This is a genomic window from Microbacterium sp. LjRoot205, from assembly GCF_056175745.1.
Map to the genome: position 1 here is coordinate 130542 of NZ_JBGFFH010000003.1, position 21612 is coordinate 152153.

At 68.6% G+C, this 21612-nt stretch carries 19 protein-coding genes; 13 read left to right on the plus strand and 6 right to left on the minus strand.

Annotated elements, in window-relative coordinates:
• Window positions 1-106: 106 nt before the first annotated feature.
• Window positions 107-1201: an alanine dehydrogenase gene (ald, locus tag AC04ME_RS08640; RefSeq protein ID WP_475434566.1), complete on the minus strand. Its 1095-nt coding sequence runs from the start codon at window positions 1199-1201 to the stop codon at window positions 107-109.
• Window positions 1202-1316: 115 nt separating this feature from the next.
• Between ald and AC04ME_RS08645 the strand changes: the two genes are divergently transcribed.
• Window positions 1317-1826, plus strand: a complete 510-nt coding sequence (locus AC04ME_RS08645; protein WP_309690576.1) for an Lrp/AsnC family transcriptional regulator — start codon at window positions 1317-1319, stop codon at window positions 1824-1826.
• 173 nt (window positions 1827-1999) lie between these two features.
• Window positions 2000-3076 (plus strand): AraC family transcriptional regulator, encoded by a 1077-nt coding sequence (locus tag AC04ME_RS08650; protein ID WP_082508721.1) that lies wholly within the window; start codon window positions 2000-2002, stop codon window positions 3074-3076.
• Window positions 3077-3567: 491 nt separating this feature from the next.
• Here AC04ME_RS08650 and AC04ME_RS08655 read toward each other — a convergent pair whose 3' ends face one another.
• The 3 genes from AC04ME_RS08655 to aceA all read right to left on the minus strand — a co-directional run bounded on the left by AC04ME_RS08655 (window position 3568) and on the right by aceA (window position 7141).
• A complete protein-coding gene (locus AC04ME_RS08655) occupies window positions 3568-4002 on the minus strand; it encodes a hypothetical protein (RefSeq protein ID WP_475434569.1) in 435 nt (144 codons plus the stop codon).
• Between the two features lie 120 nt (window positions 4003-4122).
• Window positions 4123-5793: a malate synthase A gene (gene aceB / locus AC04ME_RS08660; RefSeq protein WP_042539514.1), complete on the minus strand. Its 1671-nt coding sequence runs from the start codon at window positions 5791-5793 to the stop codon at window positions 4123-4125.
• A gap of 22 nt (window positions 5794-5815) precedes the next feature.
• Window positions 5816-7141 carry an isocitrate lyase gene (aceA, locus tag AC04ME_RS08665; RefSeq protein WP_475434571.1) on the minus strand — a complete coding sequence of 442 codons (1326 nt, stop codon included), beginning with the start codon at window positions 7139-7141 and terminating at the stop codon, window positions 5816-5818.
• A 136-nt stretch (window positions 7142-7277) separates the two neighbouring features.
• On the opposite strand from aceA, the gene AC04ME_RS08670 reads away from it, so the two are divergent.
• Complete coding sequence (locus tag AC04ME_RS08670) at window positions 7278-8729, plus strand: helix-turn-helix domain-containing protein (RefSeq protein WP_042539518.1); 1452 nt, start codon at window positions 7278-7280, stop codon at window positions 8727-8729.
• A gap of 139 nt (window positions 8730-8868) precedes the next feature.
• On the opposite strand, the gene AC04ME_RS08675 is transcribed toward AC04ME_RS08670, so the two are convergent.
• Window positions 8869-9531: an amino acid deaminase gene (locus AC04ME_RS08675; RefSeq protein ID WP_475434573.1), complete on the minus strand. Its 663-nt coding sequence runs from the start codon at window positions 9529-9531 to the stop codon at window positions 8869-8871.
• Window positions 9532-9657: 126 nt separating this feature from the next.
• On the opposite strand from AC04ME_RS08675, the gene AC04ME_RS08680 reads away from it, so the two are divergent.
• From AC04ME_RS08680 to AC04ME_RS08705, 6 genes are all read left to right on the plus strand, one after another.
• The gene (locus tag AC04ME_RS08680) at window positions 9658-10302 is read left to right on the plus strand and encodes an HAD family hydrolase (protein ID WP_475434575.1); all 645 of its coding nucleotides are present in this window, start codon (window positions 9658-9660) and stop codon (window positions 10300-10302) included.
• Between the two features lie 52 nt (window positions 10303-10354).
• A complete protein-coding gene (phnD, locus tag AC04ME_RS08685; protein ID WP_475434576.1) occupies window positions 10355-11344 on the plus strand; it encodes a phosphate/phosphite/phosphonate ABC transporter substrate-binding protein in 990 nt (329 codons plus the stop codon).
• A 1-nt stretch (window position 11345) separates the two neighbouring features.
• Window positions 11346-12170, plus strand: a complete 825-nt coding sequence (gene phnC, locus AC04ME_RS08690; RefSeq protein WP_231567494.1) for a phosphonate ABC transporter ATP-binding protein — start codon at window positions 11346-11348, stop codon at window positions 12168-12170.
• A 71-nt stretch (window positions 12171-12241) separates the two neighbouring features.
• Window positions 12242-12976, plus strand: coding sequence for a phosphonate ABC transporter, permease protein PhnE (gene phnE / locus AC04ME_RS08695; RefSeq protein WP_475434786.1), 735 nt, complete (start codon window positions 12242-12244; stop codon window positions 12974-12976).
• Complete coding sequence (gene phnE / locus AC04ME_RS08700; RefSeq protein ID WP_056373794.1) at window positions 12973-13806, plus strand: phosphonate ABC transporter, permease protein PhnE; 834 nt, start codon at window positions 12973-12975, stop codon at window positions 13804-13806. Before phnE (AC04ME_RS08695) ends, phnE (AC04ME_RS08700) begins: the two co-directional genes overlap by 4 nt.
• 28 nt (window positions 13807-13834) lie before the next feature.
• Window positions 13835-14659: a MurR/RpiR family transcriptional regulator gene (locus tag AC04ME_RS08705; protein WP_231567495.1), complete on the plus strand. Its 825-nt coding sequence runs from the start codon at window positions 13835-13837 to the stop codon at window positions 14657-14659.
• A gap of 14 nt (window positions 14660-14673) precedes the next feature.
• Here AC04ME_RS08705 and AC04ME_RS08710 read toward each other — a convergent pair whose 3' ends face one another.
• Complete coding sequence (locus AC04ME_RS08710; protein ID WP_475434579.1) at window positions 14674-16182, minus strand: PucR family transcriptional regulator; 1509 nt, start codon at window positions 16180-16182, stop codon at window positions 14674-14676.
• Between the two features lie 117 nt (window positions 16183-16299).
• Here AC04ME_RS08710 and gabT point away from each other — a divergent pair, with 117 nt between their 5' ends.
• From gabT to AC04ME_RS08730, 4 genes are all read left to right on the plus strand, one after another.
• Complete coding sequence (gabT, locus tag AC04ME_RS08715) at window positions 16300-17667, plus strand: 4-aminobutyrate--2-oxoglutarate transaminase (RefSeq protein WP_042539530.1); 1368 nt, start codon at window positions 16300-16302, stop codon at window positions 17665-17667.
• Window positions 17668-17778: 111 nt separating this feature from the next.
• A complete protein-coding gene (locus AC04ME_RS08720) occupies window positions 17779-19164 on the plus strand; it encodes a flavin monoamine oxidase family protein (RefSeq protein ID WP_475434581.1) in 1386 nt (461 codons plus the stop codon).
• Window positions 19161-20045, plus strand: coding sequence for a universal stress protein (locus tag AC04ME_RS08725; protein ID WP_056373788.1), 885 nt, complete (start codon window positions 19161-19163; stop codon window positions 20043-20045). The genes AC04ME_RS08720 and AC04ME_RS08725 overlap by 4 nt, the downstream gene beginning before the upstream one ends.
• Window positions 20045-21589, plus strand: coding sequence for an APC family permease (locus AC04ME_RS08730; protein WP_475434583.1), 1545 nt, complete (start codon window positions 20045-20047; stop codon window positions 21587-21589). Before AC04ME_RS08725 ends, AC04ME_RS08730 begins: the two co-directional genes overlap by 1 nt.
• The last annotated feature ends 23 nt before the right edge of the window (window positions 21590-21612 follow it).

The window sequence follows — 21612 nt, forward strand, 5'->3', positions numbered from 1 at the left end:
TCGTCGGTGAGCGCAGTCGAGATCGCGATCGCCGGCATCAGCACGGCGCCGACGATCGCACCCGGCCGTGAACCCCGCACGGACTATCTGGTGTGTCCGCAGCTGCTCAGGCGGACGTGAGGCCGTGGGCCTTCGCCACGGCATCCAGGGTGATGCGTCCGCCCTGGACGTTGAGGCCCTTGGCGAGTGCGGCGTCGTCTGCCGCAGCGCGCTCCCAGCCCTTGCCCGCGATGGCGGAGACGTAGGGGAGGGTGGCGTTGGTCAGCGCCCTCGTGGCGGTCTCGGGCACGGCGCCGGGCATGTTCGCGACGCAGTAGTAGATCGAGTCGTGCACCGCGAAGGTGGGGTCGTCGTGCGTCGTCGGACGGGATCCCTCGAAGCATCCGCCCTGGTCGATCGCGATGTCGACGAGCACCGAGCCGGGCTTCATTCCGGCGACCATGTCGTCGGTGACGAGCTTCGGCGCTGCGGCACCGGGGATCAGCACCGATCCGATCACCAGATCCGCCGTCGCGAGCTCTTCGGCGATGTCGTACCGGCTCGACGCACGCGTCTGGAGAGCGCCGCCGTAACGGTGCTCGAGCTCGCGCAGACGCGGAAGCGAGATGTCGATCACCGTGACCTGGGACCCGAGGCCGAGCGCGTTCGCAGCCGCATGTTCGCCGGCGACGCCGCCGCCGATCACGACGGTCTTGGCGCGCGGGGCCCCTGCGATGCCGCCCATCAGTACTCCGCGTCCCCCCGCGGATCGCATGAGTGAGTATGAGCCCATCGTCACAGAGAGGCGACCGGCGATCTCGCTCATCGGCACGAGCAGAGGCAGGCTGCGGTCGGGCAGCTGCACCGTCTCATAGGCGACGGCCGTGGTTCCCGCGTCGACGAGCGCGGTCGTCAGCGCCTGATCTGCGGCGAGATGCAGATACGTGAAGAGGGTGAGGTCCGAGCGCAGGAATCCGTACTCCTGGGCGATCGGCTCCTTCACCTTGATGAGAAGGTCTGCCTCGCCCCAGGTCTCCTCGGCGGTCTCGACGATCTCGGCGCCGGCGATCCGGTACGCCTCGTCGGAGATGCCTGAGCCGACTCCCGCTCCCGACTGCACGAGCACGCGGTGGCCCTCGTGAACCAGCCGATCTGCACCCGCGGGGGTGAGCGCGGTGCGGTTCTCGTTGTTCTTGACCTCGGTCGGCACGCCGATCTTCATCGATCCTCCAAGTGACGGTTGCGTGAGTGCATCTCAGAATCGCAGAAACGTCGACGATTCGTCAGATTCTCTGAAGAACATTTGTTTCACCCGCGAATCCTGCATAATCATTCGCATGGAGACGTCATCCGAAGCCCCTCAGGCGAACACCCTTCGGGCGCCGGCACTCGACGCGGTCGATGCCAGGATCGTACAGCTGCTGAGYGCGGACGGCCGGATGACCAACGCAGAGCTCGCAGGCCAGCTCGGAGTGGCACCGTCGACCGCGCACGCCCGTCTGCGCGCACTCGTCGAGCGGGGAGTCATCAGCGGCTTCCACGCGAGCGTCGACGAGCGGATGCTGGGCGCCGGACTGCAGGCCATCATCGGCGTGACCCTGCGTCCCAGCGGGCGCAGGGAGAGCATCGTCGAGTTCGCCGACCGGGTGCGGGTGCTGCCGCAGGTCATCCAGGTGTTCTTCCTCGGCGGAGACGACGACTTCCTGTTGCACATCGCCGTGGCGGACTCCTCGGAGATGCGCGAATTCGTGCTCGAGCACCTCTCTGCGCAGAGCAGCGTCGCCTCGACCCGGACCAGCATCGTGTTCGACTATCACCGCAACTCGGTCGCCGCGTCCTTCCGCTGAGCTGCCGACGTCACCCGCCGTCGGACCGCGCATCCGCCGCCTCGGTGCGCGGCGTCGACGTCGTGCGGGGCTCGGTCGAACGTATATATTGCTGTGCCTCATCGAGCGGAATTATCGTGAGGGCGGGGATTGGGGCGGGCGCAGAAGGCCGCTCGCACCCGCTGGGGGATGCGATGGCACGAGTACTCGATGATGCGGAGATGGCCGCATGGCTGGGTCGGCTCTCAGGCGGACTGTGGTCGCCGCCAGCAGGAGGAGCAGACGGTGGGGTGCCGGCGTGGTTCGGCACCGAGGTGATCCGGCTCGACGGCCATCACGGGATGCTCCAGCTGTCGAACTTCGGGGCGATGAGATCCGACGATCCCGACGCGTTCGAAGCCGCGCTCCTTCGTCGGTCCATCGGCATGACCATGCTCTACAGCACACTCGAGACAGCTCACACCGTGAGCTACGACGGCGCCACCCTCGAAGACGAGGACATCATCATCATCGGAATGGTGAGCCAGGGTGGACAGCGCCTGCACACGGCCGCGGGAGTGCAGTCCATGGTCGTCGGGAGAATGGGATTCATGTCGAGCCTGGGGCCATCGGCCGTCGAGCAGCTCGGTGTGACCGACACGACAGGAGTCGTCGTGCCCGCCGCTGCTGTCGCGGGCTATCGGCATGTCCTGGCCCGCGGAGCCGACATCTTTCCGGATACCCCGCTCACCCGCGCGGCCGGTGCGTCTCTGGCGCGGATGCTGTTCGAGTGGGCCCAGGATCCTGACCAGGGTGTGGGCGCGCTCGCCGGCACCGAGGCCGCACTGCTCGCGATGGTGCGGGGCTTGTTCCGGCAATTCCCCGGTGACGGCGAGATGGACAGGGCCAGCGAACTCCGCGCCGAGGCCGGAAGGATCATCGAGCGACGCCATCGCGACGCGTCGTTCGGCATCGAGGATCTCGCGGTCGAACTCCACGTGAGCCGACGCCAGCTGTTCCGGCTGTATGCGGGAACCGACGAGAGTCTTGCGGCGCGCCTGCTGCGACGACGACTGATCACTGCACGAGAGGAGCTGCTGTCCGTTCCCCCGCAAGACCTCTCCGCGGTCGCCGAGCGATCGGGCTTCTCCGATGCGGCAGCCTTGCGCGCGCAGTTCTCGCGCCACGTCGGGCACAGTCCCAGTGCCTTCCGTCTCGCTGCGCGCAGTCGACCAGCGCGTCTGGCAGAGGCGATGCTCCTCAGCGATGAGCAGCAGGGGCCGTCCGTCTGATCCATCGCCACCATGTCGGTCCGCTCGTGGCCGCAATGAGTCGATCCGCGGTCATCTTCCGCATGTCAATGCCTGCACCGGGCGGGGCGCAGGCGAAGAACGCTCTGAACCGGCGCGCGAGAGACGTGGTGTGCACGGTGCGCGAAGTGACGCCCGACCGCGAATCCGGCGCCATCGGGCGCACTGAGTGCCGAAGTTCGTGCTCCCGGTGACAGGTCGATCGCGAGCGCTTCTGGTTCGGCCGGCCCGTGCATAACCTGAACCTGCCCGTGTCCCCAGGCGGGCCATGACGGCAGGTGAGGGAGAAGCCGCGGCTTCCGACACGCCCGCCGTCACGGCTTCCGGACGAGGCGGGATCGCCCGTCCGGAAGCTCGGGGGAAGGCGCGAGAGCGTCGGGCACGACGGATCGTCGGCGCGCAGCGCCGGCGGACGTGCGGGTGCCTCGGTCGGGGGGCCGAGGCACCCGCGAACCCGGCTGCGGAGGATGCTGTCAGGCGCCGAACGACGAGGGCAGTGCGCAGTAGTCGGCGAAGCGTCGGGTCGGATGATCGGGGTCTGAGACATCGACGATCGCAGTGGCGATCGAGTGCGGCGTCTCGTCGCCGGCGAGCTGCCACACGATGAAGTTCCAGAGTCCGCGCGCTGTCGTGCTGAGCAACTCGGGCGGACCCGAGACGATGAGAACGGTGCCGCTGTCGGGTGCGGCGCGGAACGGAGCGATGATGTAGGCGCGCAGAGCCTGCTCGTCGCCGTCTGAGCTGTGCTTCCGCTCGACCTGCTGACCCGCGGACGTCAGGGCGGAGGCGAGGTCGTCCGCTGCGCGGCGTGAGCGCTCGGCATCCGCTCCGGCGACGACGACCAGCCGTCGCCCGCGAGGATACAGATGCAGGAACTCGGAGGAGATGTCGGACCAGACGTCGCTCATGATCTCAGGCTACGCCCGTTCTCGAGGGGCGGATCCGACCCTTCGGCGAACGTCCGGCGTCGCGTGACAGAGCCCCTCGAGTGCCGAACTGCGGCATCCGAGGGGCCCTTGTGCAGAGTGTCAGGCCTCCTCGACGAGGAAGCGGCTGTAGGCGCCGAGCGTCAGGAACGCCGGGAACTCCTCGTGCAGCGCGACATCGCGGAACACCGATGCCGCGTCGTCGAATCGGTCGTCGTCGCGTCGTTCGACCTCGTCGAGCACCTCGCCGATCAAGCCCTCGATGTACTCGGCGGTGATCGGCGTGCCGTCCTCCGTGGTGCGGTCCTGGTGGATCCACTGCCACACCTGTGAGCGACTGATCTCGGCGGTCGCGGCATCCTCCATCAGGTTGTCGATGGCCACCGCGCCGAGGCCCCGCAACCACGCCTCGAGGTACCGGATCGCCACAGACACGTTGTCACGCACGCCCTGAGCCGTGATCGGGCGACCGATGTGCAGGTCGAGCAGCTGCGACGCGGTCACCGTGACTTCGGGGAGCTGACGGTCGACCTGGTTAGGTCGATCGCCGAGAACGGCGTCGAATTCGGCCTGCGCGGTCGGGATCAGGTCGGGGTGCGCCACCCATGTGCCGTCGAAGCCGTCGCCGGCCTCGCGCTTCTTGTCGGCCGAGACCTTCTCGATCGCCCGTGCCGTCACCTCAGGGTCGCGCCGGTTCGGGATGAAGGCGCTCATGCCGCCGATCGCGTAGGCGCCCCGCTTGTGGCAGGTCTGTACGAGCAGCTCGGTGTACGCCCGCATGAAGGGAACGGTCATCGTCACCTCGCTGCGGTCGGGAAGCACGAAGCGCGCGCCCCGGCCGCGGTAGTTCTTGATGATCGAGAAGATGTAGTCCCAGCGTCCGGCGTTGAGGCCGGCGCAGTGATCACGCAGCTCGAAGAGGATCTCGTCCATCTCGAACGCCGCGGGCAGGGTCTCGATGAGCACCGTCGCGCGGATCGTGCCGTGCGGGATGCCGATGTACTCCTCGCTGAAAGTGAACACGTCGTCCCACAGCTTCGCCTCTTCGCTCGACTCGAGCTTGGCGATGTAGAAGTACGGTCCGCGGCCGTTCGCGATCAGTTCCCGAGCGTTGTGCAGGAAGTACAGTCCGAAGTCGACGAGCGAACCGGATGCCGCAGTGCGGCGCCCCGCGCGATCGGTGAACTGCAGGTGCTTCTCGGGAAGGTGCCAGCCGCGAGGACGCATCACGATCGTCGGCGTGCGTTCGGCGGTGACGCGGTACTCCTTGCCCGGCCCTGCGTCGCTCGCAGGTCCGGTGAAGGAGAGCTCGCCGCGGATCGCGTCGCGCAGCGAGAGCTGACCCTCGATGACGTTCTTCCACGTGGGGCTCGTGGCGTCCTCCTGGTCGGCGAGCCACACCCGCGCTCCGGAGTTCAGCGCGTTGATCGTCATCTTCGGATCCGTCGGTCCGGTGATCTCGACCCGACGGTCTTCGAGTCCGGGGCCGGGGCCGGCGACACGCCAGTCGGCATCCTGACGGATGTGCGCGGTGTCGTCACGGAAGCGCGGGTCGTGCCCGTTGCCGATCTCGAACCGGCGGCGCATGCGGTCGGCGAGCCGGTCGTGACGGCGAGCGGCGAAGCGGTGGTGCAGCTCGGTGAGGAACGCGATCGCCTCGGGGGTGAGGATCTCGTCGTAGCGCTCACGCAGCGGGCCGGTGACGCTGATGGCCGGGCCCTGCTGTGTCGTCTGGATCGGCGCGGTGGTCGGGGGAGCGGTGGGAGTGGTCATGATCTGAGTCCTTTGGAATGGCTTAGTGGAACTGCGCGGCTTCGGTGGAGCCGGCGAGGGCGAGGGTCGCGCTGTCGGGGTTGAGCGCGGTCGAGATGACGTCGAAGTAGCCGGTGCCCGCCTCGCGCTGGTGCTTGGTGGCGGTGTAGCCGTTCGCCTCTGCGGCGAACTCGGCCTCCTGCAGCTCGACGTACGCGCTCATGGCGCGATCGGCGTAGCCGCGGGCGAGGTCGAACATCGAGTGGTTCAGGGCGTGGAAGCCGGCGAGCGTGATGAACTGGAACTTGTAGCCCAGGTCGGCCAGCTCCTGCTGGAACGTCGCGATCTCGGCGTCCGACAGGTGGCGCTTCCAGTTGAAGCTGGGGGAGCAGTTGTAGGCGAGCATCTTGCCGGGGAACTGCTCGTGGATCGCCGAGGCGAACGCACGCGCCAGCTCGATGTCGGGCTCGCCCGTCTCGACCCACAGCAGGTCGGCGTACGGCGCGAACGCCAGGCCGCGACTGATGACCGACTCGATGCCGGGGCGGATGCGGTAGAAGCCCTCGGTCGTGCGCTCGCCGGTGGTGAACTGCTGGTCGCGCTCGTCGACGTCGCTGGTGAGCAGGTCGGCGGCGAGAGCATCCGTCCGGGCGATGATGACCGTCGGGACACCCGACACGTCGGCCGCGAGGCGTGCCGCGTTCAGCGTGCGGATGTGCTGCTGAGTGGGCACGAGCACCTTGCCGCCGAGGTGGCCGCACTTCTTCTCGCTCGCGAGCTGGTCTTCCCAGTGGATCGCCGCGGCGCCCGCCTGGATCAGCGATTGCGCGAGCTCGTAGGCGTTGAGCGGCCCGCCGAACCCGGCCTCGGCATCGGCGACGATCGGGGCGAGCCAGTCCTGGGTGATCTCTCCCTCGGCGTGCTCGAGCTGGTCCTGACGGATCAGCGCGTTGTTGATGCGACGCACGACCGCCGGCACCGAGTTCGCGGGGTAGAGCGACTGGTCGGGGTAGGTCTGGCCGGCGAGGTTGCCGTCGGCGGCGACCTGCCACCCCGAGAGGTAGATGGCCTTGAGGCCTGCCCGCACCTGCTGCACAGCCTGGCCGCCGGTGTAGGCGCCGAGCGCCCGCACGTAATCCTCGGTGTGCAGCAGGTTCCAGAGGTTCTCGGCCCCGCGGTGGGCGAGGGTCGCGTCTTCGCGCACCGAGCCGCGGATGCGGATGACGTCTTCGGCCGAGTAGGTGCGCTGGACGCCGTCCCAACGGGGATCCGTCTCCCAGATCTCCCGGAGCTCGGCGGCCGTCTGAACCTGGTCGCCGGCGCGCAGACCGGCGGGGCGAGGTGCGGGGTTCTGAGCGGTGTTCGTCATGGTGTCTCCTCCGTTGGATGCCCGGACCGTGAAGCCGGGTGGCGTGTTTCCACTGTGCGTGAAGATCTACCCTGAAACCGGCCACTCGGCTTGTGAAGATCGCGCGAAATTCTGTTTCTGTGACAGAATCGGCCGCATGAGCACTTCAGCGGTCGAAGAGGACGCCGACTCCCTCACGATCGGTCGACGCATCCGTCAGCTGCGCACCGCGCGGGGAATGACCCTCGACGACCTCGCGGCGGCCGTCGATCGAGCACCGAGCCAGATGTCGATGATCGAGACCGGCAAGCGCGAACCGAAGCTCACCCAGCTTCAAGCGATCGCGCGCGCTCTCGGTGTCACGATCGATGCGCTGCTCGAGGGTGAGCCACTCGACGAGCGCAGCGCGATCGAGATCGCCCTCGAGCGCGCCATGAAAGGCCAGACGTTCCAGGCGCTCGGGATCGAGCCTTTCCGCATCGCCAAGAGCATGCCGACGGATGCGCTGAAGGCGCTGCTCGCGCTGCACGGCGAGATCGACCGGCTCAGAGACGAGCGGGCCGCGACCCCGGAGGAGGCCAGGCGAGCGAACGTCGAGCTGCGTCACCTCATGCGCAGGCAGGACAACCATTTCGCCGACCTCGAGAGCAAGGCCGCCGAGATACTCGCGGCGGTCGGGCACCCGGGTGGACCGCTCACGCAGCGCACCGCATCCGAGATCGCCGCCTATCTCGGTTTCACCCTGCACTACGCGCCCGATCTGCCGCAGACCACGCGCAGTGTCGCCGACCTCGCGAACGGGCGGCTCTATCTGTCGAGCAGTGTGCCGGCCAAGGGCGATGCGAGAACGGCTGTGCTGCAGGCGCTGTCCAGCCGCATCCTCGGGCATGCCGAACCGCGCAGCTATGCCGAGTTCCTGCGCCAGCGCGTCGAGACGAACTATCTCACCGGGGCGCTGCTGGTTCCCGAGGCCCACGTGGTTCCCGCCTTGAAGGATGCGAAGTCCCGCAGGGCCATTTCGATCGAAGACCTCCGAGACGCCTACTCGGTGTCGTACGAGACGGCGGCGCATCGGTTCACGAACCTCGCGACCCGCCACCTCGACATCCCGGTGCACTTCCTCAAGGTGCACGAGTCGGGGACGATCACGAAGGCATACGAGAACGACGACGTGAACTTCCCGACGGACAGGCTCGGTTCGATCGAGGGACAGATGTGCTGTCGCCGATGGACGAGCCGTGTCGTGTTCGACGAGGACGACCGCTTCAACCCGTATTACCAGTACACCGACACGGGCAACGGCACCTACTGGTGCACCGCCCGTGTCGAGGCGTCGAGCGAGGGGCTGCACTCGGTCAGCGTGGGCGTGCGCTTCGACGACACGAAGTGGTTCGTCGGCCGGGACACCCCGCATCGGGGGGTCTCGAAGCACTCGGTCGAGGTCTGCTGCCGCCGCGCGCCGGCCGACCTGGAGGGGCGGTGGCGCGAGAACTCCTGGCCGAACGTCAAGACTCCTCGCACGCTGCTCGCCACGCTGCCGACCGGTGCCTTCCCCGGGGTCGACACGACGGACGTCTACGAGTTCCTCGAGGCGCACGCACCGCGCTGACGTGCCTCAGCCGAGAGTCGCGGGCTTCTTCGGCACCAGGGATACGGCCACCGCCGCGACGATCGCCACGAGTGCGAAGGCGACGAAGTTCCACTCGACGCCGATCGGCATCGTGACCGGCGCGCCTGATGTATGTGGATCACACCGCGTTCCAGCGCAGGCGAGGAGTGCTCGCGAACTCCGTCAGGACGACGCCCGCGTCGGCGACGGGGAACATCGTGATCAGCAGCGGAGTGGTCTCGGAGGCGGCGGCGACCGCGTAGACCAAAGCCGCGGGTCCCTGCTCGCGGGTGACCCCGACGCGGGTGTGTCGCCCGTCGACGGTCGCTGTGCGCGACGATGATGCGCTGTGGAGGATCTCGGATGCGGCGGTGCCTGCCCTGTCGAGCAGTGTGGCGTCTTCGCGCCAGGGAAGGAACGCGTCGGGTGTGAGAGCGCATGCCTCGGCGAGAGCGGTTGTCACCCAGCGGTCGCGCTTGAGCCCGTATGGCGTCTCGACGAGTGACAGCAGATACCCGTAGCAGTGCAGGAGGCCGGCGTTGCCGACGGGCCACTGCGCCCTCACGCCCGCTCGGCGGTGCAACTCGTCGAACAGCGCCGGAGAGATGACGGCCGCGCCGATGTTCTCGTCGATCACGGTCGATCGGCCCCAGGCGTCGAAGCGTCCGTGGGCACGGTCGTCCTCGAGCGAGGCGACGAGCCACGGAAGACTGTCGAGGGCTGTGCGCGCGGCCGTCGCCGAGTCGGACTGCGCGCGGATCGCAGCGGTCGTGAGGTCGTCGATTCCGGACACGGCGTTCACGCTACAAGACTCCGATGGACGGAGTGTTCACACGGCGTTCACACGATCGGGACTTTCTGTCCACAATGACTGACCATGCTGGACGGAGCGTCCGCGAGATCAGAGTGCGGATGCGGAAAGAACACCGTGAACTCCATTCTCCTCTTCGACTTCGACGGCACGATCGCGCTCGGCGACGGGCCCGTTCTCGCCTACGCCACGCAGGTGGCCGCCGCTCTCGACGACGACCACGGCTTCGTCGACGGCATCCGCGAGACGCTCTCCGCTGCTGACGGTGAGGCCCTCGACGGCTACGACGCAGTGCGGCGGGCTGCGGCTGCTCGAGGTGCGAATGCCCGGATGCTCAGCGCCGCGTATCTCGCGAGCCGCGCAGAACTCGCCACCGCAGCGGCTCCGATCACCGCACCCGACGGCCTCGCAGTCTTCCTCGCCGCTGCTGCGGCTGACGCGGAGCTCGTCCTCGTCACCAACGCACCGGCGATCCGCATCGACCAGGCGCTGGACGCGCTCGGCCTCGCCGGGCTCTTCGACCGCATCGTGACGAGTGCGGGCAAGCCGGCCGGTCTCGATGCGTTCCTGGCTGACCTGCCCGCTGATGCGCGGGTCCTGAGCATCGGAGACATCTGGCACAACGACCTCGCCCCCGCCCACGCCCGTGGCCACGAGACCGCGCTGATCGGCGGATTCGCCGACCCGCACGCGACCCCCACCTATCGCGCTGCCGATTTCGCGACGCTGATCCCTCAGCTCACCGCATGGCTGCGTTCCTGAACCCGCACCACTCCACCCTCCCTCACACCCACCACCCCATCGAAGGATGACAATGCGTACCTCCCCCTTCCGCCGGACCGCCGCGGGGCTCGTCGCCGCGGGCGCCCTGCTCGCCGTCGTGCTCACCGGCTGCTCGACCGACACCGCCGAGCCCGACGAGTCCGCCGCCCCCGCTGCCGACCCCGAATCGCTCGTGCTCGCGCTCGTCCCCTCGCAGGACCAGGACGGCCTCGTCGACACCGCAGCTCCGCTCACCGACTACCTCACCGAGGAGCTCGGCATCGAGGTCACGGGTGTGGTCTCCAAGGACTACCAGGCCGCGGTCGAGGCGATGGGAGCAGGTCAGGCGCAGATCGGGTTCCTCCCGTCGCTGCAGCTGTGGCAGGCCAACGACATGTACGACGCATCGGTCGTGCTGCAGACCGAGCGCAACGGCAACATCACCTACCCCGCGCAGTTCATGACGAACAACCCCGACAAGTACTGCGACGACGAGCCGGTCGAGCGCGACGGGATGCTGTTCTGCAACGGCGCCGACGCCATGTCGGGTCCTGCCGGTCTCGACAGCATCGACAAGGTCGAGGGCGCGAAGGTCGCGTTGCTCGGACCCGGCTCGCCGGCTGGCTACATCTACCCGGTCCTCGCGCTGCAGGAGGCTGGACTCGACACCGACACCGACATCCAGCAGATCCCCGTGACAGCGAACGACGCGTCCGTGCTGGCGGTCTACAACGGCGACGCCGAGGTCGGCTTCAGCTTCTGGGATGCCCGCACGATCGTGCAGAAGGACACCCCCGATGTGGGCCAGAAAGTCGTCGTCTTCGCCCTGACCGAGGAGATCCCGAATGACGGCGTCGCGCTGTCGTCCGACCTGTCGCCCGAGCTGCAGGACCGCATCTCCACGGCTCTCGAAGACTTCTCGAACACAGAGGAGGGCTCCGAGATCCTCACGAGCATCTACTCGATCACGAAGCTCGCGCCCGCCGATCCCGAGTCGCTCGACGTCGTCGCCCGCGCAGCCCAGGCACTGGGGCTCCAGTAAATTGTCCGATCAGATCCAGCACGTGGACGCCGCAGCCCAGGCTGCGGCGTCCACGCCGTGGTCCATCCGTCTCGATGGCGTCACGGTGCGATACCCGAACGGGACGGTCGGTCTCGACCGTGTCTCGCTCGACATCGACGCCGGAGAGATGGTCGCGGTCGTGGGCCTCTCAGGGTCGGGCAAGTCCACTCTCATCCGCACGATCAACGGCCTCGTGCCGGTGACGAGCGGAACGCTGGACGTCGGCGAGCACCGCGTCAGCGGAGCCTCGCCCCGCACTCTGCGACGCCTGCGCGGCGACATCGGCATGGTGTTCCAGGGGTTCAACCTCGCAGGCCGGGCGAGCGTCCTGCAGAACGTGCTCGTCGGGCGTCTGGCCCACACGCCCCTGTGGCGCACCCTGCTCGGCGCCTACCCCGACGCCGACCGGCAGCTGGCCTATCAGGCGCTCGACCGTGTCGGCATCCTGCCGAAGATCCACTCGCGCGCATCCGACCTCTCGGGTGGGCAACAGCAGCGCGTCGCCATCGCACGCGCACTGGCGCAGGAGCCGCGCATCGTCCTGGCCGACGAGCCGGTCGCGAGCCTCGACCCGCCGACCGCGCACGGTGTCATGAACGACCTCCGCCGCATCAATCGGGACCTCGGCATCACCGTACTGGTCAACCTGCACCTGCTCGACCTCGCCCGCGAATACGGAGCGCGGATGATCGGCATGCGCGCGGGGAGGATCGTCTACGACGGTCCGGCAGCGAGCGCGACGGATGCCGACTTCGAGAGCATCTACGGTCGATCCCTCACCGCCGACGATCGGCTCGACACGTGACCGAGGCGACACCGGCACCGCTCGAGATACCTCGGCGGCCGTCCGGCGCGTGGCGTGGGCCCGTGATCCTGATGGCCATCGTCGCCATCACCGTGGTCATGTGCCTGCCCGGCATCGGCATCGGGGTCGACCTCTCGGCGATCGCGCGCAACTGGCAGAACGGCGCCGACAAGATCATCAAGCTGCTGATGCCCGACTGGAGCTTCTTCCCGCGCACGCTCCCGCCGCTCATCGAGACGCTGCAGATGGCCGTCATCGCGACGGCGATCGGCGCGGTGATCTCGCTGCCGCTGAGCTTCTGGGCGGCTCGCGCCACCAACCCGAACGCTCCGGCGCGCATCATCGTGCGCGGCATCCTGAACGTCATCCGCAGCGTCCCCGACCTGCTCTACGCGGCGATCCTCGTCGCGATGGTGGGTGTCGGCGCGCTCCCCGGCATCCTCGCGCTGCTGCTGTTCAATGTCGGAATCATCGTCAAGCTCGTGTCGGAGGCGATCGACACCAACGACCGGGGTCCGCTCGAGGCGGGCCGCGCGGTCGGAGCCACTCAGACGAAGATCAACCGCACGCTCGCGCTCCCGGACGCCTGGCCGGCGTTCGCGAACCAGACCCTCTACGTCTTCGAGCTCAACGTCCGCGCCTCGACGGTGCTCGGTCTGGTCGGCGCCGGCGGCATGGGCCTGCTCATCGACGCCGTCCGCACGTTCTACCGCTACGACCAGCTCTCGCTCATCATCCTGGAGATCCTCATCGTCGTCATCGTGATCGACCTCGTCTCCGACGCCATCCGACGGAGGCTCGTATGACCACCGTGCTCACTCCGCCTCCTGCCATCACCGTCATCCCCGACAGGCCGCGACGCCCGTGGCTCGTTGCCTCGTGGATCATCGTCACCGCCATCGTCGTGCTGGCTTTCTGGTCGATCGACATCAACTGGGCACGTCTCGCCGACCTGCCTGCGGAGATCGTCCGCTACACGTTCCTGATGTTCGGCAGCCCGAACTGGGAGAAGCTGCCCGAGGCGCTCTGGCAGACCTGGCGCAGCATCGAGATGGCGTGGGTCGGTACGATCCTCGGCATCCTGCTCGCGACCCCCATCAGCCTGCTCGCCGCGCGCGGATTCGGCCCCGCCTGGCTGCGCGCGCTGCTGCGCGGCCTGTTCTCGCTCATCCGGGCCGTTCCCGAGATCATCATCGCGATCGTGATCCTGTCGGTCACCGGGCTCACGCCGTTCACGGGTGCGCTCGCGCTGGCGATCAACGGCATCGGCACACTCGGCAAGTGGGGATACGAAGCGGTCGAGGCCGTGCCGTCCGGGCCGATCGAGGCCGCACGCGCGGCCGGTGGCGGTACCCTGCAGGTGCTGCGTTGGGGTGTCTGGCCGCAGGTCGAGCCCGCGTTCTGGTCGTTCTGGCTGTATCGCTTCGAGATCAACGTGCGCTCGTCGGCCGTGCTCGGTCTGATCGGCGTCGGCGGAATCGGTGACATGCTCACCTCTTATACCCAGTACCGTGAGTGGTCGACGGTGGGCGTCCTGCTCATCGTGGTCGTCGCTGTCACGATGCTGATCGATGCCGTGTCCGGCGCGATCCGCCGCCGGATCATGGAGGGAGCCCGCGCCCGTGTTCTCTCCTAGCGCCCCACCCACCGCTCGAATCGTCGCGGTGCTCAACACCCTGCAGCCCGCCGAACGCCGCGTCGCCGAGCTGATCGTCGAGTCGGCGGAGGCGGTGGTCGAATGGACCGCCCAGGAGCTCGCCGACCGAGCGGGTGTCGGCCGCGCCACGGTCGTGCGCGCGTGCCAGAGCTTCGGCTACCGCGGATACCCGCAGCTGCGCGTCGCGCTCGCCTCCGAACTCGGCAGCGGGCCGGGGGAGGCGGGCATCGACCACGGGCCGGGCGCGCTCGGGCGGATGCGGGGCGAGATCGATCGCGTCGCGGCATCCCTTCCGGCCCTCGCGAGCCTGCTCGACGCGGATGCCGTGAGCGAGGCCGTCCGGCTCGCAGCGTCCGCTCGCCGGCTGCTCGTGCTCGCGAACGGTCTGTCCTCGCCCATCGCGAACGACCTCGCCATGCGGCTGACCGCGTCGGGTCGTGCGGCGGAGTTCATCGCGGATGCCATCGCGCAGCAGATCGCCGCACGTCATCTCACACCCGACGACGTCTGCCTCATCGTCAGCGGATCGGGCGCGAACGAGGCGAGCCTGCGCGTCGCGACCGCGGCAGCCCGGGGCGGTGCGACGGTGATCGCCCTCACCTCCTTCGCCTCATCGGCGCTGACCGAGGCCGCGACGCTGTCGCTCGTGATCGCCCCGACCGGGGTGAGCTTCCGCGACGAGCTCGAGCACACCTCGCGCGTCGCATATCTGGTGTTCGCCGAGGTGTTCGCCGCGGCCGTCACGGCGGAGCGGGGCGCGGATGCCGTGCAGGCGCGGGCTCATGCGCTCGAGGTCGTCTCCGACAACCTCGGCGAGGGTGCGGGAGAGTAGCGACGCCGAAGGCGTCAGTCCCGAGCCGTCTGCAGCAGCGCCCACAGCTCTGCGCGGGCGGGGAACGACGACAGATCGCTGCCGAGCAGGGCGCCGGCCTGCGTGATCCGCGACCGCAACGTGTGACGGTGCACCCCGAGAGCAGCGGCCGCCGGATCGGCCTTCGCATCGTGCTCGAGCCAGGTTCGCAGAGAGCGTTCCAGGTCGCCGCCGGATCGCGCATCGTGGTCGCGCAGGGGAGCCAGGCGCGACTCCGCGACCAGGCGGGCCTCGTCGGTCGCGAGCGCGCTGAGGATGCTGGATCCCGCCGCATCGGCGAAGTGGAAGACCCCTGTGCCGGACTGCTGGCGCAGGGCCGCGAGCGCCTGAGCGTGGGCACGCGAGAACGCGTCGTACGACTCCGAGCCCGATGCGCCGACGCGGATGCCGAAACGTGCGGCGACCTCGTCGAGCAGTGCGTCGTCGGCCATCGACACGCAGAGCACGACGCCCTCCGGCGACTCGGCGAGGAAACTGGCGGTGCCGTGCTCGGCGCGGCGGCGGTCCCACCAGTCGGCGAACGGTCCGGTCGGAGCGTCCGCGGCGATCGCCACCACGACGGGCGCCGACGGCATGCCGCCGAGCACCTTCCGTGCAAGGGACGGGTCGTCATCGAGCAGAGAGCTCAGCAGCTGCGAGTTCAGCCGACGCTTGCTGCGGGCGAGCTGGTCGCTCTGCTCGAGGGCGAGCCCGGCCATCGCGATCACCGAGGTCACGACCGTGCGCGCCTCGGCGTCGAGCGCATCGACGGCCAGCGCGATCACTCCCCGCAGGTGTCCGCCGCGGCCGACCGTGAAGAGCGTGAACGTCTCATCGTCGATCGTCAGCGACTGCCCTGCTTCGAGTCCGCGGGTGAGGATCTCGGTGGCGCGTTCGCCGAGCTCGGTCAGGCGGCCCGCAGACACGGCTGACCGGGGGTGCGACAGCTGCAGAGCACCGGCCGCGTCGTACATGCCGACCCAGACGCCGAGGCGACGGCCGAGTTCGGCGACGGTCGCGTCGAGTCCCCGCGGGCGGAGAGCCGCCAGTGCGAGCGCGCGCTGGGTGTCGAGCGCCCATGATCTGCGGGCATATGCCTGAGCGGCGATGGCCTCGGAGTGTGCGCGGGCGACCGCGATGAACGGCGTGCGATAGGGCACCTCGAAGAGGGGGATCCCGCGGCGTTCACACTCGAGGATCAGCTCCTCGGGGATCCCTGCGCGGTGCACGTCCGTGCCGAATCCGAGGCCGAGCACCCCGCGATCCGCGAGCCGCCCCACGTAGACATCGACGTCGGTGCCGGCGTCGAACTGGGTGCCTGTGGTCAGCAGAGCGAGATCCTCGGCGAGGAACGGCGTCGGGTCGGCCAGGTCGGAGCTGTGCACCCAGCGCAGTGGACGATCGAGGGCGCCGGCCGGAAGGTCTTCTTCGGCCGAGATCAGGCCGAGTCCGAGGTCACGACGTCGGAAAAGGGCGCGCAGGGTGGGCTGCTCGGTGTCATCCATGCGACGCTCCTCTCTCGTCTCCGCGGTCAGCGCGTTATACGGTCGGGCGATGATCTCTTCGAGATTGTACAGCCGGGCGAATGCGCCCACGGCGGATCCGGTCGTACGCTCACGAACATGGCTCTCCTCGACACCGCAGCTGTTGCAGTCCCCCTCGGCGGACCCGACCTCCCCCAGGAACGTCGCCTCGTGACCGAACTCCCCGGCCCCCGATCGGCCGAGATCCTCGCCCGCAAGGCGGATGCCGTCGCCGCAGGCGTCGGGCACACCGTTCCCGTCGCCGCCGTCGCGGCCGGCGGGGGAGTGGTCGTCGACGCCGACGGCAACTCGCTGATCGACCTCGGCTCGGGCATCGCCGTGACGACCGTCGGCAATGCCCACCCCAAGATCGCCGCAGCGGTGGCCGCCCAGGCCGCGCAGTTCACGCACACCTGCTTCATGATCTCGCCGTACGAGTCGTACATCGAGGTGGCCGAGGCGCTGAACCGTCTCACCCCCGGTGACTTCGCCAAGAAGACCGCCCTGTTCAACTCGGGTGCCGAGGCTGTCGAGAACGCGATCAAGATCGCTCGCAAGCACACCGGTCGCCAGGCGGTCGTCGCCTTCGACCACGGCTACCACGGCCGCACCAACCTGACGATGGCGCTGACCGCCAAGTCGATGCCCTACAAGAGCGGCTTCGGCCCGTTCGCCCCTGAGGTCTACCGCGCACCGATGTCGTACCCGTTCCGCGACGGGCTCGAGGGCGGCGAGGCTGCGGCCCGCGTCATCCTGCAGCTCGAGAAGCAGATCGGCGCAGACAACCTCGCCGCCGTGATCATCGAGCCCATCCAGGGCGAGGGCGGCTTCATCGTGCCGGCCGACGGATTCCTGCCGGCGGTCGCCGACTGGTGCCGCGCCAACGGCGTCGTCTTCATCGCCGACGAGGTGCAGACCGGCTTCGCCCGCACCGGCCACATGTTCGCGAGCGAGATCTTCGGCATCGAGCCCGACCTCATCACGACCGCGAAGGGCATCGCGGGCGGTCTGCCGCTCGCCGCCGTCACCGGGCGCTCCGAGATCATGGACGCCTCGCACGCGGGCGGCCTCGGCGGCACCTACGGCGGCAACCCGATCGCCTGCGCCGCAGCGCTCGCCGCGATCGACGTCTTCGAGAACGACGGCGTGATCGAGCGCGCCCGTGAGATCGGCGAGATCCTCGTGCAGCGTCTCGGCTCCATGCAGGAGAAGGATGCCCGCATCGGTGACATCCGCGGTCATGGCGCGATGATCGCGGCCGAGTTCGTCGACCCCGAGACCAAGGCGCCTGACGCCGCTCTGACCGCTGCTGTCGCGAAGGCGTGCGTCGCCCAGGGGGTCATCGTCCTCACCTGCGGCACGTACGGCAACGTCATCCGCTTCCTGCCGCCGCTGTCGATCGGCGACGACCTGCTCAACGAGGGCCTCGACGTCGTCGCGGCCGCACTCGCCGCGAACGCGGCCTGACAGACCAGAGGTCGCGCTCAGTCGTGACCGCCACCACACGTCCGGCCGCGACGAGGATCGGGGGATTTCGAGTCGCGGCCGGCACACACATTTCCGATGAAGGAGAAGCAGATGGCTGAGATCACTCGTGACGTGCTGATCGTCGGAGCCGGAGCCGCAGGGCTCACGGCCGCGAACGACCTGCGCAAGGCAGGCCTGTCGGTCGCCGTCCTCGAGGCGCGTGACCGCGTCGGCGGCCGTCTGTGGACCGACGTCATCGACGGCGCCATGCTCGAGATCGGCGGCCAGTGGGTCTCGCCCGATCAGGATGCCCTGAAGGACACGATCGAGGAGCTGGGGCTCGAGACCTACAGCCGCTATCGCGAGGGCGACAGCGTGTACGTCGGCCCCGACGGACAGACGCACCGCTTCACGGGCGAGATGTTCCCGGTGTCCGCCGAGACCGAGGCCGTCATCGCCGAGATCACCGAGCGTCTCGACGCCATGGTCGCCGAGATCGACCCCGACCGCCCCTGGGAGCACGCGAAGGCGAAAGAGTGGGACTCGGTCACGTGGGATGCGTGGCTGCGCGCGCAGACCGACGACGACGAGGCAGTGCGCAACCTGGCATTCGCCACCGGATCCGCGATGCTCACGAAGCCCACGCACTCGTTCTCGCTGCTGCAGTCGCTGCTGATGGCGGCCTCCGCCGGTTCGTACTCGAACCTCGTCGACGCCGACTTCATCCTCGACAAGCGCGTCGTCGGCGGCCTGCAGAAGGTGCCGCTGCTGCTCGCCGAGCGCCTCGGGGACGACGTGCTGCTGAACCAGCCGGTGCGGTCGCTCGAATGGAGTGCCGACGGTGTGACCGCGACGACCGATGACACCACGGTGCGCGCGCGCTTCGCGATCCTCGCGCACGCCCCGATCCTCTACAGCCGCATCGCCTTCGTGCCGCCGCTGCCCCGTCGCCAGCACCAGATGCACCAGCACATCTCGATGGGCTTCGTGATCAAGGTGCACGCCGTCTACGACCGCCCGTTCTGGCGCGAACAGGGCCTCAGCGGCACCGCGTTCAGCCCCTACGAGCTCGCGCACGAGGCGTACGACAACACCAACCACGGTGACGAGCGGGGCACCCTGGTCGGCTTCGTGAGCGACCAGAACGCCGACGACCTGTTCACGCTGTCGGCAGAGGAGCGCAGAGAGCGGATCCTCGAGTCCCTTTCGCACTACTACGGCGACGAGGCGAAGTACCCGGTCGTGTACTACGAGAGCGACTGGGGCACGGAGGAATGGACCCGCGGCGCGTACGCGGCGAGCTTCGACATGGGCGGACTGCACCGCTACGGCGCCGACCTGCGTTCGGCCGTCGGACCCATCCACTTCGCCTGCAGCGACATGGCGGGCGCCGGATACCAGCACGTCGACGGCGCGATCCGCATGGGGCACCTCGTCGCATCGACCATCGTCGAAGCCACGCGTGCCGCGGGCGACACCGCCGAGGTCGACGGATGACCGGCGCGATCGTCGTCGGCTACACGGCGACGGATGCGGGAGCCGATGCCGCAGCGCTCGGCGCACGGCTCGCGCGCAGCCTCGGTGCGGTTCTGCACCTGGTGATCGTTCTTCCCTCTGAGGGCACCCGCAACGCGGCCGTTCCGCCTGAGCGGGCATACGAAGAGCACATCCGACGGCAGGCGAAGGAGTGGCTCGAGGATGCCGTCGTCCGACTGCCGCAGGAGCTCACCCGCACGGGTCACGTGCGCTTCGCCGAGTCGTTCGCGGAAGGGCTCATCGCCGCCGGCGAGGAGTTCGATGCGCGGCTGATCGTCATCGGCACCGCCGGCGGCAGCATCTTCGGACGCCACCGTCTCGGCAGCGTCGCCTCTGAGCTGCTGCACTCGTCGACCATCCCCGTCGCGCTCGCCCCGGCCGGCACGGCGGAGCAGGACGACCACGTGCTCCCGCGGGTGACGGCGGCGGTCGGCAACCGCGCCGGCGCAGACAATCTCCTCGACGAGGCCGCTGCGATCGCGACCGAGTCGCGCGTCGGTCTGCGTCTGGTCTCCCTCGTGCCGTTCGACGTGCCCCCCGGTCTCGACACCGGGGCGATCCGCGTGGTCGGCGACGAGCACGCGAACGAAGTTCTCGAGATCGCCAAGGGTCTGCTGCCCGAAGAGCTCAAGGCCGAGGTCGAAGAAGCCCCCGGCGACACGGTCGAGGACGCCGTCGCTCATCTGTCGTGGCTGCCCGGCGAGGTCGTCCTCGTCGGTTCCAGCCGCCTGGCGCAGCCGCGCCGCCTGTTCCTGGGCTCGACCGCAGCGAAGATGCTGCACGAACTGCCCGTGCCCATGATCGTCGTCCCGCGCACGCGCGCCGAAGCAGGAGTCCGCTGATGACCAGCTCGAACCGGGCGACGGAGCCCGCATCCGGTGTGACGACCGGCATCTCGCAGAAGGGCCTGCGCGCGGGGGCCGTCGGAGTCCTCGGAGCCGTCGTGATCGGCGTCTCCACGATCGCCCCGGCATACACTCTCACCGCGTCGCTCGGCCCGACCGTCGCGGTCGTCGGCACGCAGGTTCCGGCGATCATCCTCGTCGGCTTCATCCCGATGCTCCTGACCGCGTTCGGCTATCGCGAGCTCAACCGCATGATGCCGGACTCGGGCACCTCGTTCACCTGGGGAGTGCGAGCCTTCGGCCCGTGGATCGGCTGGATGACGGGGTGGGGCCTGATCGCCGCCACCGTGATCGTGCTGTCGAACCTCGCCGGCATCGCCGTCGAGTTCCTCTTCCTGCTGATCGCACAGCTCAGCGGCAACCCCGAGATCGCCGACCTGGCCTTCAACCCGATCATCAACGTCGTCGTGTGCCTGCTCTTCATGCTGGGCGCGACGCTCGTGTCGTACCGCGACATGCAGACGACGCAGAAGTTCCAGTACATCCTCGTCGGCTTCCAGGTGCTGGTGCTCGTGATCTTCGCCACCGTCGCGATCGTCAAGGCCGTCTCCGGCGATGCCCCCGAGCCCACGGCGTTCTCCTGGTCGTGGTTCAACCCGTTCGAGGTGCCGTCGTTCAGCGCCTTCGCCGCCGGCCTCTCCCTGTCGATCTTCATCTTCTGGGGCTGGGACGTCGTCCTCACCATGAACGAGGAGACGAAGGACCCTGAGAAGACTCCCGGTCGTGCGGCGATGGTCACCGTCGTCGTCGTGGTCAGCCTCTACCTGCTGCTCGCGATCGGTCTCATCATGTTCGCCGGTGTCGGCACGGGCGACTACGGGCTCGCGAACGAGGACATCTCGGCGAACGTGTTCTTCGCGCTGTCCGACCCGATCCTGGGCCCGCTCGCGTTCCTCGTCTCGCTCGCGGTGCTGTCGAGCTCGGCGGCGTCGCTGCAGTCGACCGCGGTCGGGCCCGCCCGCACGCTGCTGGCGATGGGGCACTACGGCGCCCTGCCGAAGAAGTTCGCACGGGTCAGCCCGCGCTTCTTCACGCCCGGCTATTCGACGATCGTCTCGGCCGTCGTCGCCTCGGTCTTCTACGCCGTGATGCGACTGGTGAGCGAGAACGTGCTCACCGACACGATCCTGTCGCTCGGCATGATGATCTGCTTCTACTACGGCCTCACCGCGTTCGCGTGCGTCTGGTACTTCCGCAAGCAGTGGTTCGACTCTGCCAGGAGCTTCTTCTTCACGTTCCTGTTCCCGCTCGTCGGCGGCGCGATCCTCGCCGTGCTGTTCGTGACGACGCTCATCGACTCGATGGACCCCGCGTACGGCAGCGGTTCGAGCATCGGCGGGGTCGGGCTCGTGTTCGTCCTCGGCGTCGGCATCATCGCGATCGGCATCGTCATCATGATCTGGCAGTCGATCAAGCGCCCGGCGTTCTTCCGCGGCGAGACGCTCAGCATGGATGCTCCCGCGAGCATCCGCAGACGCTGAACGCATCCGCGGCATCCGCATTC

Coding starts and splice junctions, on each gene's coding strand:
- AC04ME_RS08720 (WP_475434581.1), top strand. CDS start 17,779: ATGGCTGAGATCACTCGTGACGTGCTGATCGTCGGAGCCGGAGCCGCA.
- AC04ME_RS08650 (WP_082508721.1), top strand. CDS start 2,000: ATGGCACGAGTACTCGATGATGCGGAGATGGCCGCATGGCTGGGTCGG.
- AC04ME_RS08725 (WP_056373788.1), top strand. CDS start 19,161: ATGACCGGCGCGATCGTCGTCGGCTACACGGCGACGGATGCGGGAGCC.
- aceA (WP_475434571.1), bottom strand. CDS start 7,141: ATGACGAACACCGCTCAGAACCCCGCACCTCGCCCCGCCGGTCTGCGC.
- phnE (WP_475434786.1), top strand. CDS start 12,242: ATGGCCATCGTCGCCATCACCGTGGTCATGTGCCTGCCCGGCATCGGC.
- AC04ME_RS08655 (WP_475434569.1), bottom strand. CDS start 4,002: ATGAGCGACGTCTGGTCCGACATCTCCTCCGAGTTCCTGCATCTGTAT.
- ald (WP_475434566.1), bottom strand. CDS start 1,201: ATGAAGATCGGCGTGCCGACCGAGGTCAAGAACAACGAGAACCGCACC.
- gabT (WP_042539530.1), top strand. CDS start 16,300: ATGGCTCTCCTCGACACCGCAGCTGTTGCAGTCCCCCTCGGCGGACCC.
- AC04ME_RS08710 (WP_475434579.1), bottom strand. CDS start 16,182: ATGGATGACACCGAGCAGCCCACCCTGCGCGCCCTTTTCCGACGTCGT.
- aceB (WP_042539514.1), bottom strand. CDS start 5,793: ATGACCACTCCCACCGCTCCCCCGACCACCGCGCCGATCCAGACGACA.
- AC04ME_RS08730 (WP_475434583.1), top strand. CDS start 20,045: ATGACCAGCTCGAACCGGGCGACGGAGCCCGCATCCGGTGTGACGACC.
- phnE (WP_056373794.1), top strand. CDS start 12,973: ATGACCACCGTGCTCACTCCGCCTCCTGCCATCACCGTCATCCCCGAC.
- AC04ME_RS08670 (WP_042539518.1), top strand. CDS start 7,278: ATGAGCACTTCAGCGGTCGAAGAGGACGCCGACTCCCTCACGATCGGT.
- phnD (WP_475434576.1), top strand. CDS start 10,355: ATGCGTACCTCCCCCTTCCGCCGGACCGCCGCGGGGCTCGTCGCCGCG.